The sequence below is a fragment of the Actinomycetospora corticicola genome (genome assembly GCF_013409505.1).
Lineage (GTDB): Bacteria > Actinomycetota > Actinomycetes > Mycobacteriales > Pseudonocardiaceae > Actinomycetospora > Actinomycetospora corticicola.
Map to the genome: position 1 here is coordinate 1,542,702 of NZ_JACCBN010000001.1, position 15,056 is coordinate 1,557,757.

At 73.9% G+C, this 15,056-nt stretch carries 15 protein-coding genes; 13 read left to right on the forward strand and 2 right to left on the reverse strand.

All coding sequences use genetic code 11. The features are described from left to right. Positions 1–2 precede the first annotated feature (2 nt). Positions 3–815, reverse strand: coding sequence for a hypothetical protein (locus tag BJ983_RS07365; protein ID WP_179793223.1), 813 nt, complete (start codon positions 813–815; stop codon positions 3–5). Positions 816–867: 52 nt separating this feature from the next. On the opposite strand from BJ983_RS07365, the gene BJ983_RS07370 reads away from it, so the two are divergent. The 3 genes from BJ983_RS07370 to nusB are packed head-to-tail and all read left to right on the forward strand — an operon-like array spanning position 868 to position 3,159. Further along, complete coding sequence (locus BJ983_RS07370; protein ID WP_343053853.1) at positions 868–1,995, forward strand: M24 family metallopeptidase; 1,128 nt, start codon at positions 868–870, stop codon at positions 1,993–1,995. 52 nt (positions 1,996–2,047) lie between these two features. Further along, entirely contained in the window at positions 2,048–2,611 is a 564-nt protein-coding gene (efp, locus tag BJ983_RS07375) for an elongation factor P (RefSeq protein ID WP_179793224.1), read from the forward strand. Then, complete coding sequence (gene nusB / locus BJ983_RS07380) at positions 2,611–3,159, forward strand: transcription antitermination factor NusB (RefSeq protein WP_179793225.1); 549 nt, start codon at positions 2,611–2,613, stop codon at positions 3,157–3,159. Before efp ends, nusB begins: the two co-directional genes overlap by 1 nt. Before the next feature lie 71 nt (positions 3,160–3,230). Here nusB and bldD read toward each other — a convergent pair whose 3' ends face one another. Beyond that, positions 3,231–3,719, reverse strand: a complete 489-nt coding sequence (gene bldD, locus BJ983_RS07385; protein WP_179793226.1) for a transcriptional regulator BldD — start codon at positions 3,717–3,719, stop codon at positions 3,231–3,233. A gap of 345 nt (positions 3,720–4,064) precedes the next feature. On the opposite strand from bldD, the gene pyrR reads away from it, so the two are divergent. The 10 genes from pyrR (at position 4,065) to coaBC (ending at position 15,021) form a co-directional block, all read left to right on the forward strand. Further along, positions 4,065–4,649 (forward strand): bifunctional pyr operon transcriptional regulator/uracil phosphoribosyltransferase PyrR, encoded by a 585-nt coding sequence (gene pyrR / locus BJ983_RS07390; protein WP_179793227.1) that lies wholly within the window; start codon positions 4,065–4,067, stop codon positions 4,647–4,649. Positions 4,650–4,672: 23 nt separating this feature from the next. Continuing rightward, positions 4,673–5,629, forward strand: coding sequence for an aspartate carbamoyltransferase catalytic subunit (locus tag BJ983_RS07395; protein WP_179797469.1), 957 nt, complete (start codon positions 4,673–4,675; stop codon positions 5,627–5,629). After that, positions 5,626–6,927 (forward strand): dihydroorotase, encoded by a 1,302-nt coding sequence (locus BJ983_RS07400; protein WP_179793228.1) that lies wholly within the window; start codon positions 5,626–5,628, stop codon positions 6,925–6,927. The genes BJ983_RS07395 and BJ983_RS07400 overlap by 4 nt, the downstream gene beginning before the upstream one ends. Then, entirely contained in the window at positions 6,917–8,029 is a 1,113-nt protein-coding gene (gene carA, locus BJ983_RS07405) for a glutamine-hydrolyzing carbamoyl-phosphate synthase small subunit (RefSeq protein ID WP_179793229.1), read from the forward strand. Before BJ983_RS07400 ends, carA begins: the two co-directional genes overlap by 11 nt. A 5-nt stretch (positions 8,030–8,034) precedes the next feature. Further along, complete coding sequence (gene carB, locus BJ983_RS07410; protein ID WP_179793230.1) at positions 8,035–11,397, forward strand: carbamoyl-phosphate synthase large subunit; 3,363 nt, start codon at positions 8,035–8,037, stop codon at positions 11,395–11,397. Continuing rightward, positions 11,394–12,335 carry an orotidine-5'-phosphate decarboxylase gene (pyrF, locus tag BJ983_RS07415; protein WP_179793231.1) on the forward strand — a complete coding sequence of 314 codons (942 nt, stop codon included), beginning with the start codon at positions 11,394–11,396 and terminating at the stop codon, positions 12,333–12,335. The genes carB and pyrF overlap by 4 nt, the downstream gene beginning before the upstream one ends. A 192-nt stretch (positions 12,336–12,527) precedes the next feature. Next, complete coding sequence (gene mihF / locus BJ983_RS07420) at positions 12,528–12,845, forward strand: integration host factor, actinobacterial type (protein WP_179793232.1); 318 nt, start codon at positions 12,528–12,530, stop codon at positions 12,843–12,845. Then, positions 12,842–13,492, forward strand: a complete 651-nt coding sequence (gene gmk / locus BJ983_RS07425) for a guanylate kinase (RefSeq protein ID WP_179793233.1) — start codon at positions 12,842–12,844, stop codon at positions 13,490–13,492. Before mihF ends, gmk begins: the two co-directional genes overlap by 4 nt. Then, entirely contained in the window at positions 13,489–13,773 is a 285-nt protein-coding gene (gene rpoZ / locus BJ983_RS07430; RefSeq protein ID WP_179793234.1) for a DNA-directed RNA polymerase subunit omega, read from the forward strand. Before gmk ends, rpoZ begins: the two co-directional genes overlap by 4 nt. Positions 13,774–13,803: 30 nt before the next feature. Continuing rightward, complete coding sequence (gene coaBC / locus BJ983_RS07435; RefSeq protein ID WP_179793235.1) at positions 13,804–15,021, forward strand: bifunctional phosphopantothenoylcysteine decarboxylase/phosphopantothenate--cysteine ligase CoaBC; 1,218 nt, start codon at positions 13,804–13,806, stop codon at positions 15,019–15,021. Positions 15,022–15,056: the final 35 nt, after the last annotated feature.

Here is a 15,056-nt window from a genome sequence, read left to right on the forward strand (position 1 = left end):
CCTCAGGCCTCGTCGTCGGACGGACGGCGAAGTCCGAACCGGCGGCGGGACGGCCGCTCCGGCGCCTCGTCGGGCTCGTCGGCGGCGGCGGGCCGGACCGTGTCGGGCAGCGGCGTGACCGGCGGCAGCACGGCGACGACGGGGGAGTGGGCGCCCGGACGCTCCGCGAAGGGCCCGGTGCCGAACGGCAGCCGCGTCGGCTCGTCGTCCGGGACACGCTGGGGACGGCGGGTACCCGTCGGTGCGGCCGCCGGCTGCCGCGTGCGGCCCCCGGCCCGCCGAGCGGCGACCTTCTCGGTGGTCGAGGCCGGCAGCACGGGCGGCTCGTCGGAGGTGCCGGCCACCGTCGAGGGGGCGTCCGGGGCGTCCCCGGCGGGGAGGTCGACGTCGGCGCCCGGGTCGTCGTCGGCGCGGGGGTCGTCCGCGCGGCGCAGCGAGAGCCAGCCGAAGCGGGCGCCGAGCGAGACCGAGGCGAGGATCAGCAGGATCGTGAACGACGCGCGTCCCACCAACGCGGCCCCGAGGTCCTCGACCCCGGTCGCGTCGACGAAGGACGCGAGTAGGATCCACGTGAGCAGCCCGGCGGCCGGGCCGGCGGCGAGCGACGCCTTGAGCCAGGTCCACTCCGGCGGCATGCGGTCGGCGATCACCTCCGCGCCGCCCCAGACCAGACCGACGAGCAGCAGCACGCCGAGCAGGAGCAGGGTCCACAGCAGCGAGAGCGACACGAACCGCGACGAGAGCGCCACGAACGTCGTCTGCCCCGCGCCGTAGAGCACGGTCATGACCAGAGCCCGCAGCAGCCAGGGACGCACGGGCCTCACCGTACGGTGCGGCAGGTCACGGCCCCGCACTACCCTCGCGCGGGTGACCGCCCCCCGTGCCGTGACCCGGCCCCGACCGCATCCTGCGGGCACCCGCCGTCGGGAAGCCCTGCGGGAGCTGCTGCGCGCGGCGGCCGTGGACGCGCTGCTGGTCACCGACCTCGTGAACGTCCGCTACCTGACCGGTTTCACCGGCTCGAACGCCGCGCTGGTGGTCCACGCCGGGGACTCCGCCGACGCCGAGGACCGCACGGTGCTCGCCACCGACGGCCGCTACACCACGCAGGCCGCGGCGGAGAGCCCCGACCTGCGGCTGCTGGTCGAGCGGCAGTGCGCGCCGGAACTGCTCACGCTCACGACGGCGGGTCGGGTCGGCTTCGACAGCGCGCAGGTCACCGTCGACGCCCACGACGTGCTCGCCGCCGCCGCCCGTGGCGAGCTCGTCCGCGCGCCCGGCCTCGTCGAACGGCTCCGTGCGGTGAAGGACGCCGCCGAGATCGACGCGCTGCGCCTCGCGTGCGCCGCGGCGGACGCCGCCCTCGCGGGCGCGATCGCCGACGGCGTGCTCGCCGCCGGACGCACCGAACGGGAGGTCGCGCACGAGCTGGAGGAACGGATGGTCGCGGCCGGGGCCACCGGGCCGAGCTTCGACACCATCGTCGCGGCCGGCGCCAACTCGGCCATCCCGCACCACCACCCCTCGGACGCCCCCCTCGCCCCGGGCGACCTCGTGACGATGGACTTCGGCGCGCTGGTGGACGGCTACCACTCCGACATGACGCGCACCGTGCTGCTCGGCCCGGCGCAGGACTGGCAGCGGGAGATCTACGCGCTGGTCGACGCGGCCGCCGCGGCCGGGCGGGCCGCCCTGCGTCCCGGCGTCCCGACGAGCGCGATCGACGCCGCGGCCCGGGACGTCGTGGTCGAGGCGGGCTACGGCGAACAGTTCGTCCACCCGGTCGGGCACGGGGTCGGACTGGTCATCCACGAGGCTCCGGCGATGTCCGCGAGTGCGACCGCTACCCTGGAGGCGGGCATGACGGTCACCGTCGAGCCGGGCGTGTACCTCCCCGGTCGCGGCGGTGTGCGGATCGAGGACCTCCTGGTGGTCACCGATTCCGGCGCCGAACCGCTGACCGCGTCGACGCGGGATCTGGTGGTCCTGGGCTGACGGGTGCCCGGCGAGCAACCACACGATCACGAGCGCAGGAGACGACGCGGCAGTGGCGACGACGAACGACCTGAAGAACGGCCTGGTCCTGCGGATCGACGGCAACCTCTGGTCCGTGACCGAGTTCCAGCACGTCAAGCCGGGCAAGGGCGGCGCCTTCGTCCGCACGACCCTGAAGAACGTGCTGACCGGCAAGGTGGTCGACAAGACCTTCAACGCGGGCACCAAGGTGGAGACCGCGAACGTCGACCGGCGCGACATGACCTTCCTGTACCGCGACGGCGACGACTTCGTGTTCATGGACGCGAGCGACTACGAGCAGATTCCGGTCCCGGCCGGCACCGTGGGCGACAACGCGCGCTTCCTGCTGGAGAACCAGGAGGTGCAGGTCTCCTTCAACGACGGCGCGCCGCTGTTCATCGAGCTGCCGTCCTCGGTGGAGCTCGAGATCACGCACACCGACCCGGGCCTGCAGGGCGACCGCTCCACCGGCGGCACCAAGCCCGCCACCGTCTCCACCGGCGCGGAGATCCAGGTGCCGCTGTTCCTGGAGACCGGCACCGTCGTCAAGGTCGACACCCGCGACGGTCGGTACCTCGGCCGCGTGTCGAGCTAGTGCCTGGGGAGACGCAGCGCAGCGGAGCTCGGGGCGCACCGCACGCGACACGTCGGGGATCCCGCTCGAAGGCCCGGAAACGGGCCCTGGACATCCTCTTCGAGTCCGAGGCCCGCGCGGAGGACCCGCTCGAGGTGCTCCGCCGTCGGATCGCGACCGCCGACGCCCCGCCGGTGTCGGACTTCGCGGCCACCCTCGTCGAGGGGGTCACCGAGCACCGCGACCACATCGACACCGCGCTCGGTGAGCTCGCCCGCGGCTGGTCGGTGGAGCGGATGGCCGCCGTCGACCGCGCGATCCTGCGGATCGGGGCGTTCGAGATCCTCTTCACCGCCGACGTCGACGACGCGGTGGCGATCGACGAGGCGATCGGCCTCGCCCGGGAGCTGTCGACCGACGACTCGCCGCGCTTCGTCAACGGCGTCCTCGCCGCCCTGGCGTCGGGGGAGCGGGTGCCCGTGACGGCCCCGGCCCGCGAGCGGATCGAGCTGCCGCCGGACGCCGAGCCGGCCGGGGAGACGACGCCCTCCGACCCGGCCCCGGAATGAGCGAAGGGCCCCGCCGGTCGAGGAGATCGACCGACGGGGCCCTTCGTTCGTCACGGCGTGGGTCGGGCGCGCTAGTCCTCGCGGGCCAGCCGCGCCTCGGGGGGCAGCACGCCCCACTCGACGAGCTGGTCGGACAGGTCGCCCGGGGTCATGTCGTAGATGATCGCGAGCGAGCGGAGGTCCTCGTTGCGGATCGAGAGGACCTTGCCGTTGTAGTCGCCGCGCTGGCTCTGGATCGCCGCGGCGTAGCGGGCGAGCGGCCCGGCCTTGTCCGCGGGCAACTGCTGGAGCCGCTCCAGGTTGATCACGATCTTCGCCGCCGGCTCGGACCCCGACGGGATCCGGCCCTCGGGCAGCAGTTCGGCCACCGGCACGCCGTAGAAGTCCGCCAGCTCGGCGAGCTTCTGCACGGTCACCGCCCGGTCGCCGCGCTCGTAGGATCCGACGACGACCGCCTTCCAGCGACCGCCCGACTTCTGCTCGACGCCGTGCAACGAGAGACCCTGCTGCTGCCGGATCCCCCGAAGCTTGGCGCCCAGCGCCTTCGCGTAGTCGCCCATGTGGCGGCACCCCGTTCCCCGCGCGCCGAGCTGTGGGTGCTCCGACGCAGCCATGCTGAAGTCGATACGGAGAGTGATGATGCGCCCTCGGCGATCACGAGGTCAAGCCGGGGTGCTCCCAGGGTTCCTCCGGTGTGTCGCGCGGCACGCCGGTCCGGTCGGGTGGATTCGCTTGCCCGCCACTGAACGCCCCCCGTGATCGTGTGGCCGCGCTGCGCCCGCACGGAGGCGTCGAGCGTGGCGGAACCGACGCGATCGGTCGCAGAACGTGGCTGATAGTGTCGGTCACGACCCATCAGACGTCCTTTAAGAGCCGTCCCGCGAGGCGGAGAAGGAGGTCCCCGAGTGCCCACGCGGCGCCGGGGCGGTCCCGTACCGAACGGTGCGTCGAACGCCGAGGGTGAGCGCGAGCTCCTCTCCTCGGCCGACCTCGCCCGGACGGTGGCACGGATCGCCCACGAGATCCTCGAGAAGACCGCGGAGTCCGGAGCACCCGTCGTGCTCCTCGGGCTGCCCACCCGCGGCATCCACCTGGCCCGTCGCCTGGCCGAGCGCATCACCGCGATCGACGCGGACACGACCGTCGGGGTCGGCACCCTCGACCCGACGCTCTACCGCGACGACCTCCGGCGCCAGCCGACCCGGCCGCTCGCCGAGACCGACATCCCCGCCGGCGGCATCGACGACGTGATCGTCGTGCTGGTCGACGACGTGCTGATGTCCGGTCGCACCGTGCGGGCCGCCCTCGACGCGTTGCGCGACCACGGCCGCCCGCGCGCCGTGCAGCTCGCCGTGCTCGTCGATCGCGGGCACCGGGAGCTGCCGATCCGCGCGGACTACGTCGGCAAGAACGTGCCCACCAACCGCGCCGAGGACGTGGCGGTCTCGCTGCTCGAGTCCGACGGCGCGGACGGCGTGGCGATCCGATGAGCGCGCCGGACGACCACATCGGGCTGCGCCACCTGCTCTCCACCGAGGGACTGCGCCGCGAGCAGGCCGAGGCGCTGCTCGACACCGCGGCGAGCATGGAGCAGGCCCTCACCGGTCGGGCCGTGCGCAAGCTGCCGACGCTGCGCGGGCGCACCGTGGTGACGCTGTTCTACGAGAACTCCACCCGCACCCGGGTCTCCTTCGAGGTCGCGGGCAAGTGGATGAGCGCCGACACCATCAACGTGTCCGCGAGCGGCTCCAGCGTGGGCAAGGGGGAGTCGCTGCGCGACACCGCGTCCACGCTCGCGGCCGCCGGAGCGGACGCGATCGTCGTCCGGCACCCGGCGTCGGGGGCCCCGCACCGCATCGCGGGCTGGCTCGACCGGGTCGGGCACTCGCACACCGACGGCCACGTCGCCGTGGTCAACGCCGGTGACGGCACGCACGAGCACCCCACCCAGGCGCTGCTCGACGCCGCCACCCTGCGCAAGCGGCTCGGCACCGACCTCACGGGACGGCGGGTCGCGGTCGTCGGCGACGTGCTGCACAGCCGGGTGGCGCGCTCCAACGCCCACCTGCTGGCGACGCTCGGCGCCGAGGTCACGCTCGTGGCCCCGCCGACCCTGCTGCCCGCGGGCGTCGACGCGTGGCCGGTCACGGTGACCCACGACCTCGACGCGCACCTCGCCACCGGCCCGGACGCCGTGATGATGCTGCGCGTGCAGGCCGAGCGGATGCACGGCGGCTTCTTCCCGAGCGCGCGGGAGTACGCCGTGCGCTTCGGGCTCAACCAGCGGCGCGCCGACACGCTGCCCGACCACGCCGTGGTCCTGCACCCCGGCCCGGCCGTCCGCGGCATGGAGATCGCCAGCTCCGTGGCCGACTCCGACCGGGCCGCCATCGGCGAGCAGGTCACCGCCGGGGTCCACGTGCGGATGGCCGTGCTCTACCACCTGCTGGCCGGAGAGGACGTCGCATGAGCACCACGAGGATCGCGAACGCCCGCCCCTACGGCGAGGACCCGACCGACCTGTACGTCTCGGGCGGCGTCCTCGTCGACGCGGTGGACGACCCCGACGAGACCGTCGACGCCGAGGGCCTGATCGCCCTCCCGGGCCTGGTGGACCTGCACACCCACCTGCGCGAGCCGGGCGGCGAGGAGGCCGAGACCATCGCCACCGGGTCGGCCGCGGCGGCGCTCGGGGGCTACACCGCGGTGTTCGCGATGCCGAACACCGATCCCGTGCAGGACTCGCCGGTCGTCGTCGAGCACGTCTGGCGACGCGGACGCGAGGTCGGGCTGGTCGACGTCCACCCGGTCGGCGCGGTCACCGTCTCACTCGGCGGGGAGCGCCTCGCCGAGATGGGGATGATGGCCGCCTCCGCGGCCGGCGTCCGGATGTTCTCCGACGACGGCCGCTGCGTGAACGACCCGCTGATCATGCGGCGCGCCCTCGAGTACGCGCGCTCGCTCGACGTCGTGGTGGCCCAGCACGCCGAGGACCACCGGCTCACCGTCGGCGCCCAGGCCCACGAGGGGCCGGTCGCGGCGCGGCTCGGTCTCACCGGGTGGCCCGCCACCGCCGAGGAGTCGATCGTCGCCCGCGACGCGATGCTCGCGGCGGCCGCCGGGGCCCGGCTGCACGTCTGCCACCTCTCGACGGCGGGCTCGGTCGAGGTCCTGCGCTGGGCGCGGGACACGCTGCTGCCGGGGACCGGGGCACGGGTCAGCGCCGAGGTCACCCCGCACCACCTGCTGCTCACCGACACCGCGGCCGAGGACTACGACCCGGTGCACAAGGTCAACCCGCCGCTGCGCCCGGAGGCCGACACCCTCGCGCTGCGCCGGGCGCTGGCCGACGGGCTGATCGACTGCGTCGCCACCGACCACGCACCGCACGCGGTGGAGGCGAAGGACTGCGAGTGGTCGCAGGCCCGACCCGGCATGCTGGGACTGCAGACCGCGCTCCCGGTCGTCGCCGCCACCATGGTGACGACGGGTCTGCTCGACTGGCGCGGCGTGGCGCGGGTCACGAGCGAGGTCCCGGCCGCGATCGCCGGGCTGTCCGACCAGGGCCGCCCGCTCGTGGTCGGCGAACCCGCGAACCTCGTGCTGGTCGACCCCGACGCCCGCTGGACGGTGCGCGGGGCGGACCTCGCGAGCATTGCCGACAACACCCCCTACGAGGGGATGGAGCTCCCCGTCGGCGTGGTGCACACCATGCTGCGGGGACGATGGACCGTGCAGGACGGAAAGGTCATCACTCATGAGGTCTGAGGCGTTGCTGGTGCTGGAGGACGGCACCGTCCATCGCGGCGAGTCCTTCGGGGCGACCGGCCGCACCCTCGGCGAGGCCGTCTTCACCACCGGCATGACCGGCTACCAGGAGACGCTCACCGACCCGAGCTACCACCGCCAGATCGTCGTGGCGACCGCGCCGCACATCGGCAACACCGGGTGGAACGACGAGGACGACGAGTCCACGCGCATCCACGTCGCCGGCTACGTGGTGCGCGACCCGGCGCGGACGCCCTCGAACTGGCGCTCCCGGCGAACCCTCGACGACGAGCTCGAGCGGCAGGGGGTCGTCGGTCTCGCCGGCGTCGACACCCGCGCGGTGACCCGACGGCTGCGCGAGCACGGCTCGATGCGCGCCGGGGTCTTCTCCGGCGACGGGCTCGCGACCGAGCGCGAGATGCTCGGGGCCGTCCGCGACAGCCCCGAGATGGCGGGCGCCGACCTCGCGGGCGCGGTGACCACCGCCGAGCCCTACGTCGTCGCCGCCGAGGGCACCCGGCGCTTCTCCGTCGCCGCCCTCGACCTCGGCATCAAGGCCAACACCCCCCGCATGCTCGCGCAGCGCGGGATCGAGACCCGGGTGCTGCCGAGCACCACGACCCTCGACGAGCTGCTCGACGGGTCCCCCGACGGGGTGTTCCTCTCCAACGGCCCGGGCGACCCGGCCACCGCCGACCACGCCGTCGAGCTCACCCGCGGCGTCCTGGAGCGCGGCGTCCCGCTGTTCGGCATCTGCTTCGGCAACCAGATCCTCGGGCGCGCCCTGGGGATGGGGACGTTCAAGCTGCGCTACGGCCACCGCGGGATCAACGTGCCGGTGTACGACCACACCACGGGGACCGTCGCCATCACGAGCCAGAACCACGGGTTCGCGCTCACGGGCACGCCCGGTGAGCACGTGGACTCCCCGTTCGGCCGGGTGCACCTCTCGCACGGCTGTCCGAATGACGACGTCGTCGAGGGCGTGACCTGCACGTCGGTCCCCGCGTTCTCCGTGCAGTACCACCCGGAAGCGGCCGCGGGCCCGCACGACGCCGCCGACCTCTTCGACCGATTCGCAGCCCTGATGGGAGGGCGCTGACACTCATGCCGCGCCGCGAGGACATCCACCACGTCCTGGTCATCGGGTCCGGCCCGATCGTGATCGGGCAGGCCGCCGAGTTCGACTACTCGGGGACGCAGGCCTGCCGGGTCCTGCGCGAGGAGGGCCTGCGCGTCTCGCTGGTCAACTCGAACCCGGCGACGATCATGACCGACCCCGAGATCGCCGACGCCACCTACGTCGAACCGATCGACGTCGCCCACATCACCCAGGTCATCGAGGCCGAGCGACCCGACGCCCTGCTCGCGACGCTGGGCGGGCAGACCGCCCTGAACGCCGCGATCGCCCTGCACGACGCCGGGGTGCTCGAGCGCTACGGCGTCGAGCTGATCGGCGCCGACGTCGACGCGATCCAGCGGGGCGAGGACCGGCTGAAGTTCAAGGACATCGTCCGCTCCGTCGGCGGCGACGTCCCGCGCTCCGAGGTCTGCCACTCCATGGCGGAGGTCCGGGCGACGGTCGCCGAGGTCGGGCTGCCCGTGGTCATCCGGCCGAGCTTCACGATGGGCGGGCTCGGCTCGGGCCTGGCCTACACCGACGAGGAGCTCGAGCGCCTCGCGGGCACCGGCCTCGCCGCCAGCCCGGTGCACGAGGTCCTCATCGAGGAGTCGGTGCTCGGCTGGAAGGAGTACGAGCTCGAGCTCATGCGCGACCACCGCGACAACGTGGTGGTCATCTGCTCGATCGAGAACGTCGACCCGATGGGCGTGCACACCGGCGACTCGGTGACCGTCGCGCCCGCGATGACGCTCACCGACCGCGAGTACCAGCTCATGCGCGACATGGGCATCAAGGTGCTCCGCGAGGTCGGCGTCGAGACCGGCGGCTGCAACATCCAGTTCGCGGTGCAGCCCGACACCGGCCGCCTCGTCGTCATCGAGATGAACCCGCGCGTCTCCCGCTCGAGTGCGCTGGCCTCGAAGGCCACCGGCTTCCCGATCGCGAAGATCGCCGCGCGCCTCGCCGTCGGCTACAGCCTCGACGAGATCACCAACGACATCACCGGCGAGACGCCGGCGAGCTTCGAGCCGACGCTCGACTACGTCGTGGTCAAGGTGCCGCGGTTCGCCTTCGAGAAGTTCCCCGGCGCGGACCCCACCCTCACCACGACGATGAAGTCGGTCGGCGAGGGCATGGCGCTCGGCCGCAGTTTCCCCGAGGCGCTCAACAAGGCGCTGCGTTCCGCCGAGACCAAGGACGCGGGCTTCGGCACGCGACCGGACCCGGAGGGCCTGTCCGCCGCCGACGCGGTGAAGCAGGCCGCGCTGCCCCGCGACGGCCGGCTCTACGCCGTCGAGCGGGCGCTGCGGCTCGGCGCGTCCGTCGCCGAGGTCAGCGAGGCCTCCGGCATCGACCCGTGGTTCGTCGAGCAGATCGAGGGCATCGTCGCGCTGCGTCGCGAGATCGCCGAGGCCCCCGTGCTCGACGCCGGACTACTGCGCCGCGGCAAGCGCGCCGGGCTCTCCGACCTCCAGATCGCCACCGTCCGCCCCGAGCTCGCGGGGGAGGCCGGGGTGCGCGCCCTGCGCCACCGGCTCGGGGTGCGCCCGGTCTACAAGACCGTCGACACCTGCGCCGCCGAGTTCGAGGCCCGCACGCCGTACCACTACTCGGCCTACGAGTCCGACCCCGCGGCCGAGTCCGAGGTCGCCCCGCAGACCGAGCGGCCGAAGGTCATCATCCTCGGCTCCGGGCCGAACCGGATCGGCCAGGGCATCGAGTTCGACTACTCGTGCGTGCACGCCGCGACGTCCCTGCGCGCGGCGGGCTTCGAGACGGTGATGCTCAACTGCAACCCCGAGACCGTCTCCACCGACTACGACACCGCCGACCGCCTCTACTTCGAGCCCCTCACCGAGGAGGACGTGCTCGAGGTGGTCCACTCGGAGCGGACGTCCGGCGGAGGGGACGCCACCCGGCTGCCCGGCGGCGGGTACTCCGCCGGTCTGGCCGGCGTGGTCGTCCAGCTCGGCGGGCAGACCCCGCTGAAGCTCGCCGCTGCGCTCGAGGCCGCGGGCGTGCCGATCGTGGGCACCCCGCCCGCCGCCATCGATCTCGCCGAGGAGCGCGGCGCCTTCGGCCACGTCCTCCACGACGCCGGGCTGCCCGCGCCGCCCTACGGCACCGCCACCAGCTTCGACGGCGCCCGCGAGATCGCGGCGACGATCGGCTACCCGGTGCTGGTCCGCCCCTCCTACGTCCTGGGCGGGCGCGGGATGGAGATCGTCTACGACGACGAGACGCTGGCCGACTACATCGCCCGCGCCACCGAGGTCACCCCCGACCACCCGGTGCTGGTCGACCGCTTCCTCGACGACGCCATCGAGATCGACGTCGACGCGCTCTGCGACGCCACCGGCGAGGTCTATCTCGGCGGCGTCATGGAGCACATCGAGGAGGCCGGGGTGCACTCCGGCGACTCCTCGTGCACCCTGCCGCCGATCACCCTCGGGCTCTCCGACCTCGAGGTCGTGCGGGCCTCGACGGTGGCCCTGGCCCGGCGCCTCGGGGTGCTCGGCCTGATGAACGTGCAGTACGCGCTCAAGGACGAGACGCTCTACGTCCTCGAGGCCAACCCGCGCGCGAGCCGCACGGTGCCCTTCGTCTCGAAGGCCACCGGGGTCCCGCTGGCGAGCGCCGCGGCCCGCGTGATGCTCGGCGCCACGATCGCCGACCTGCGCCACGAGGGGGTCCTGCCCGCCTCCGGGGACGGCGGGCACCTGCCCGCCCAGCACCCGGTGGCGGTCAAGGAGGCCGTGCTGCCCTTCCACCGCTTCCGCCGGCCCGACGGCCGCGGGGTGGACTCGCTGCTCGGCCCGGAGATGAAGTCGACTGGCGAGGTCATGGGCATCGACGTCGCCTTCTCGACGGCGTTCGCGAAGGCGCAGGCGGCGGCCGCCGGACCCCTCCCGACGTCGGGAAGGATCTTCGTCTCGGTGGCGAACCGCGACAAGCGGGCGCTGATCTTCCCGGTGAAGCGCCTGGCCGACCTCGGCTTCGAGATCCTCGCGACGGCGGGCACGGCGAGCGTCCTCGAGCGCAACGGCATCCCGTGCCAGGTGGTGCGCAAGCACTTCGAGGGGCCCGACAGCATCGTCGACACGATCCTCGCCGGCGAGGTCGGCATGATCATCAACACGCCGGTCGGCCACACCGGGCCGCGCATCGACGGCTACGAGATCCGGGCCGCGGCGCTCAACGTCGGGGTCCCGTGCATCACCACGGTGCAGGGGGCGGCGGCGGCCGTGCAGGGCATCGAGTCGGTCATCCGCGGGGAGATCACGGTCACCCCGCTGCAGGTGCTGCACGAGCGGCTGGCGAAAGCCCGGGCGACGGAGGTCGTGTGACGGCGGGGGCGAGCGCGGCGACGGGGAGGAACGCGGCGCGGGCCGCCTTCACCGACCGGCTCACCGCGGCCGTCGGCGCGCACGGCCCGCTGTGCGTGGGCATCGACCCGCACCCGGGTCTGCTCGCGCGGTGGGGTCACGAGGACGACGCGGCGGGCGTGGAGCGCTTCGGGCGCGACGCGGTCGCGGCCCTCGCCGGGCACGTCGCCGTGGTCAAGCCCCAGGTCGCGCTGTTCGAGGTGCACGGGAGCGGGGGAGTGCGGGCGCTCGAGCGCGTCCTCGCCGACGCGCGCGACGCCGGGCTCCTGACGATCGCCGACGCCAAGCGGGGTGACATCGGCTCGACCATGACCGCCTACGCGCGGGCCTGGCTGGCCGACACCTCCCCGCTGGCGGCGGACGCGGTGACGCTGTCGCCCTACCTCGGGGTCGGCTCGCTCACCCCGGCGCTGGACCTCGCCGCCGAGACCGGGCGGGGCGTGTTCGTCCTGGCCCGGACGTCGAACGCGGAGGCGGCGGCGGTGCAGTCGGCGCAGTCGTGGACGGCGCTGTCCGACCCGTCGAGTCCCGGCATGCGGGAGGTCGCGCAGGGCGTGGTGGACGCGTGTGCGGCCGCCAACGCGGCGCGGGTCCGGGCGGGGGGCAGCGGGCCGGCCGGGGTCGTCGTGGGCGCCACGGGCGGCACCACGGGCCGTGCGCACGGTCTGGACCTCACCCGCCTGCACGGGCCGGTGCTGGTGCCGGGCCTCGGGGCCCAGGGGGCGACCCCGGACGACCTCGCGCGCACGTTCGCCGACGGCACGGGACCCGTCGTCCCGTCGAGCTCGCGCGAGATCCTGTCCGCGGGCCCCGACCCGGAGGCGCTGCGCGACGCGTGTCTCGCGTTGAACGGCGCCCTGCGCGCCCTGGCCCTGCCCGCCGGGCCGATCGGCGCGTGACACGCGCCGACCGGCCCGTCCGGCGGGCGGGGAGCCCGGTCGGCGGGCCCGGCGGGGCCCGCGACACCGTTCACACCCCGGACACCCGAGCACTGTGGACTCGCACGCCAGACGGTACGTTCGCTGGCGACGAGGGGACCCGCCGTCGGCGGGAGCCCGGAGACCATCACAGCACTGATATCGGAGGAGACCGTGGCACTTCCCGAGCTGACCGAGGAGCAGCGGGCGGCCGCGCTGGAGAAGGCCGCCGCTGCCCGCCGCGCCCGGGCCGAGCTCAAGGAGCGGCTCAAGCGTGGCGGCACCACCCTCGGTGACGTGCTCGAGCAGTCCGACTCCGACGAGGTGCTCGGCAAGATGAAGGTCTCGGCGCTGCTCGAGGCCCTGCCCGGCGTCGGCAAGGTCCGCGCCCAGCAGATCATGGAGCGGCTGGAGATCGCCCCCAGCCGCCGCCTGCGCGGCCTCGGCGAGCGCCAGCGCAAGGCGCTGCTCGCGGAGTTCGACGGGGAGTGACGCACGACGGTGGAGCGACGGGCGGGCGGGGACGTCTGCTCGTCCTCGCCGGCCCGTCCGGCGTCGGCAAGAGCACCGTCGTGGCGGAGCTGCGCCGGATGGCCGCGCCGCTGTGGTTCAGCGTCTCGGCCACCACCCGGGCGGCCCGCCCGGGGGAGCAGGACGGCCGCGAGTACCACTTCGTCTCCGAGTCCGACTTCGACCGCATGGTCGACGAGGGCGAGATGCTGGAGTGGGCCTCGATCCACCGTGGTCTGCACCGCTCGGGCACGCCGGCCGCCCCGGTCGAGGCGCACCTCGCCGCGGGCGAGCCGGTCCTGCTCGAGCTGGACCTCGCCGGGGCCCGCGCGGTCCGGCAGCGTCGGCCGGACGCCCTGCTGGTCTTCCTCGAACCGCCCTCGTGGGAGGTCCTGGTGGACCGGCTGACCGGCCGGGGCACCGAGCCGCAGGACGTGATCGACCGGCGCCTGGCCACCGCCCGCATCGAACTCGACGCCCGTCGGGAGTTCGACGTGGGCCTGGTGAACCACGACGTCCGGGAGACCGCACGGCGGTTGGTAGACTTGGCACACCCCTCCGACGCCGCTGCCTGCACGGACACCCGCGCGGGCGCCATCGGACCCCGATCCGCAGGAGCCAGTGAATGAGCATCACCACCAGTCGCGTCACCGGTGGCTTCCACGACGTGCCCGAGGGCATCACCAACCCGCCGATCGACGAGCTGCTGGAGACCGTCAGCTCGAAGTACGCACTGGTGATCTACGCCGCCAAGCGGGCCCGTCAGATCAACGACTACTACGCGCAGCTCGGCGAGGGCCTGCTCGAGTACGTCGGCCCGCTCGTGGAGCCGGGCCCGCGCGAGAAGCCGCTGTCGATCGCGATGCGCGAGATCCACTCGCACCTGCTCGAGCACACCGAGGGCGAGTAACCACCCCCACGGAACGGGCATCGGGCCGCCATGGCTGAGATCGTCCTCGGCGTCGCGGGCGGCATCGCCGCCTACAAGGCGTGCGAGTTGCTCCGCCGGCTGCGTGAGGCCGGGAACCAGGTCCAGGTGGTGGCCACCCCGAACGCCCTGCGCTTCGTCGGGGCGGCCACCTTCGAGGCCCTCTCCGGGCGCGAGGTACTCACCGAGGTCTTCGAGCACGTCCCGGACGTCACCCACGTCGCGCTGGGCCGCCGCGCCGACCTCGTGGTCTGCGCCCCCGCCACCGCCGATCTGCTCGCGCGGATGGCGGTGGGCCGCGCCGACGACCTGCTGACCTCAACGTTGCTCACGGCGCGGTGCCCCGTGCTCGCCGCCCCTGCGATGCACACCGAGATGTGGGACCACCCCGCGACGGTGGACAACGTCGCCACGCTCCGCCGGCGCGGCACCATCGTCCTCGAGCCCGCCTCCGGCCGGCTCACCGGCGCCGACTCCGGGCCGGGCCGTCTGCCCGAGCCCGTGGAGATCGCGGAGTTCGCGCGGCTCCTGCTCGAGGCACCCGGCGCACTGCCCCGGGATCTGGAGGGCCGTCGGGTCGTCGTGTCCGCGGGGGGTACCGCGGAGCCGCTCGACCCGGTGCGCACCCTCGGGAACCGCTCCTCCGGTCGCCAGGGCTACGCGCTAGCCCGGGTCGCCGCCCAGCGCGGCGCCGACGTCACCCTCGTCGCGGGCACCACCGCCGACCTCGACCCGCCCGCCGCGGTCGACGTCGTGCGGGTGCGCACCACCGAGGAGATGCGCACGGCCGTGCTCGACGCCGGGAAGGGCGCCGAGGTGGTCGTCATGGCGGCCGCGGTGGCCGACTTCCGACCCGCGGACGTCGCCGGATTCAAGATCAAGAAGGGCCCGGGGGAACCGGAAGCGATCCCTCTCACACGGAACCCCGACATCCTCGCCGAGCTCGTGGCCGAGCAGGTCCCCGGTCGGCTCGTCCTCGGGTTCGCCGCGGAGACCGGTGACGCCGACCACGACGTCCTCTCCTTCGGCCGCGCGAAGCTCGAGCGCAAGGGTTGCGACTACCTCGTCGTGAACGCCGTCGGGGGTCCCACCGGGCACAACGCCTTCGAGGGCGCCGACAACGAGGGATGGCTGCTGGGCGCCGACGGGTCCTCCGTCGCGCTCCCGATGGGCTCGAAGGCGGCGCTCGCCGCGCGCGTCTGGGACACGGTGGCCGACCGCCTGGCGTGACCATCTGACCACGGAGCGTGTCGGAAATCGCTCCC

Excerpts from the sequence above, each read along its gene's own strand:
- bldD (WP_179793226.1), bottom strand. The coding sequence starts at position 3,719 with ATGGGCGACTACGCGAAGGCGCTGGGCGCCAAGCTTCGGGGGATCCGG.
- BJ983_RS07400 (WP_179793228.1), top strand. The coding sequence starts at position 5,626 with ATGAGCACCACGAGGATCGCGAACGCCCGCCCCTACGGCGAGGACCCG.
- carA (WP_179793229.1), top strand. The coding sequence starts at position 6,917 with ATGAGGTCTGAGGCGTTGCTGGTGCTGGAGGACGGCACCGTCCATCGC.
- carB (WP_179793230.1), top strand. The coding sequence starts at position 8,035 with ATGCCGCGCCGCGAGGACATCCACCACGTCCTGGTCATCGGGTCCGGC.
- rpoZ (WP_179793234.1), top strand. The coding sequence starts at position 13,489 with ATGAGCATCACCACCAGTCGCGTCACCGGTGGCTTCCACGACGTGCCC.
- coaBC (WP_179793235.1), top strand. The coding sequence starts at position 13,804 with ATGGCTGAGATCGTCCTCGGCGTCGCGGGCGGCATCGCCGCCTACAAG.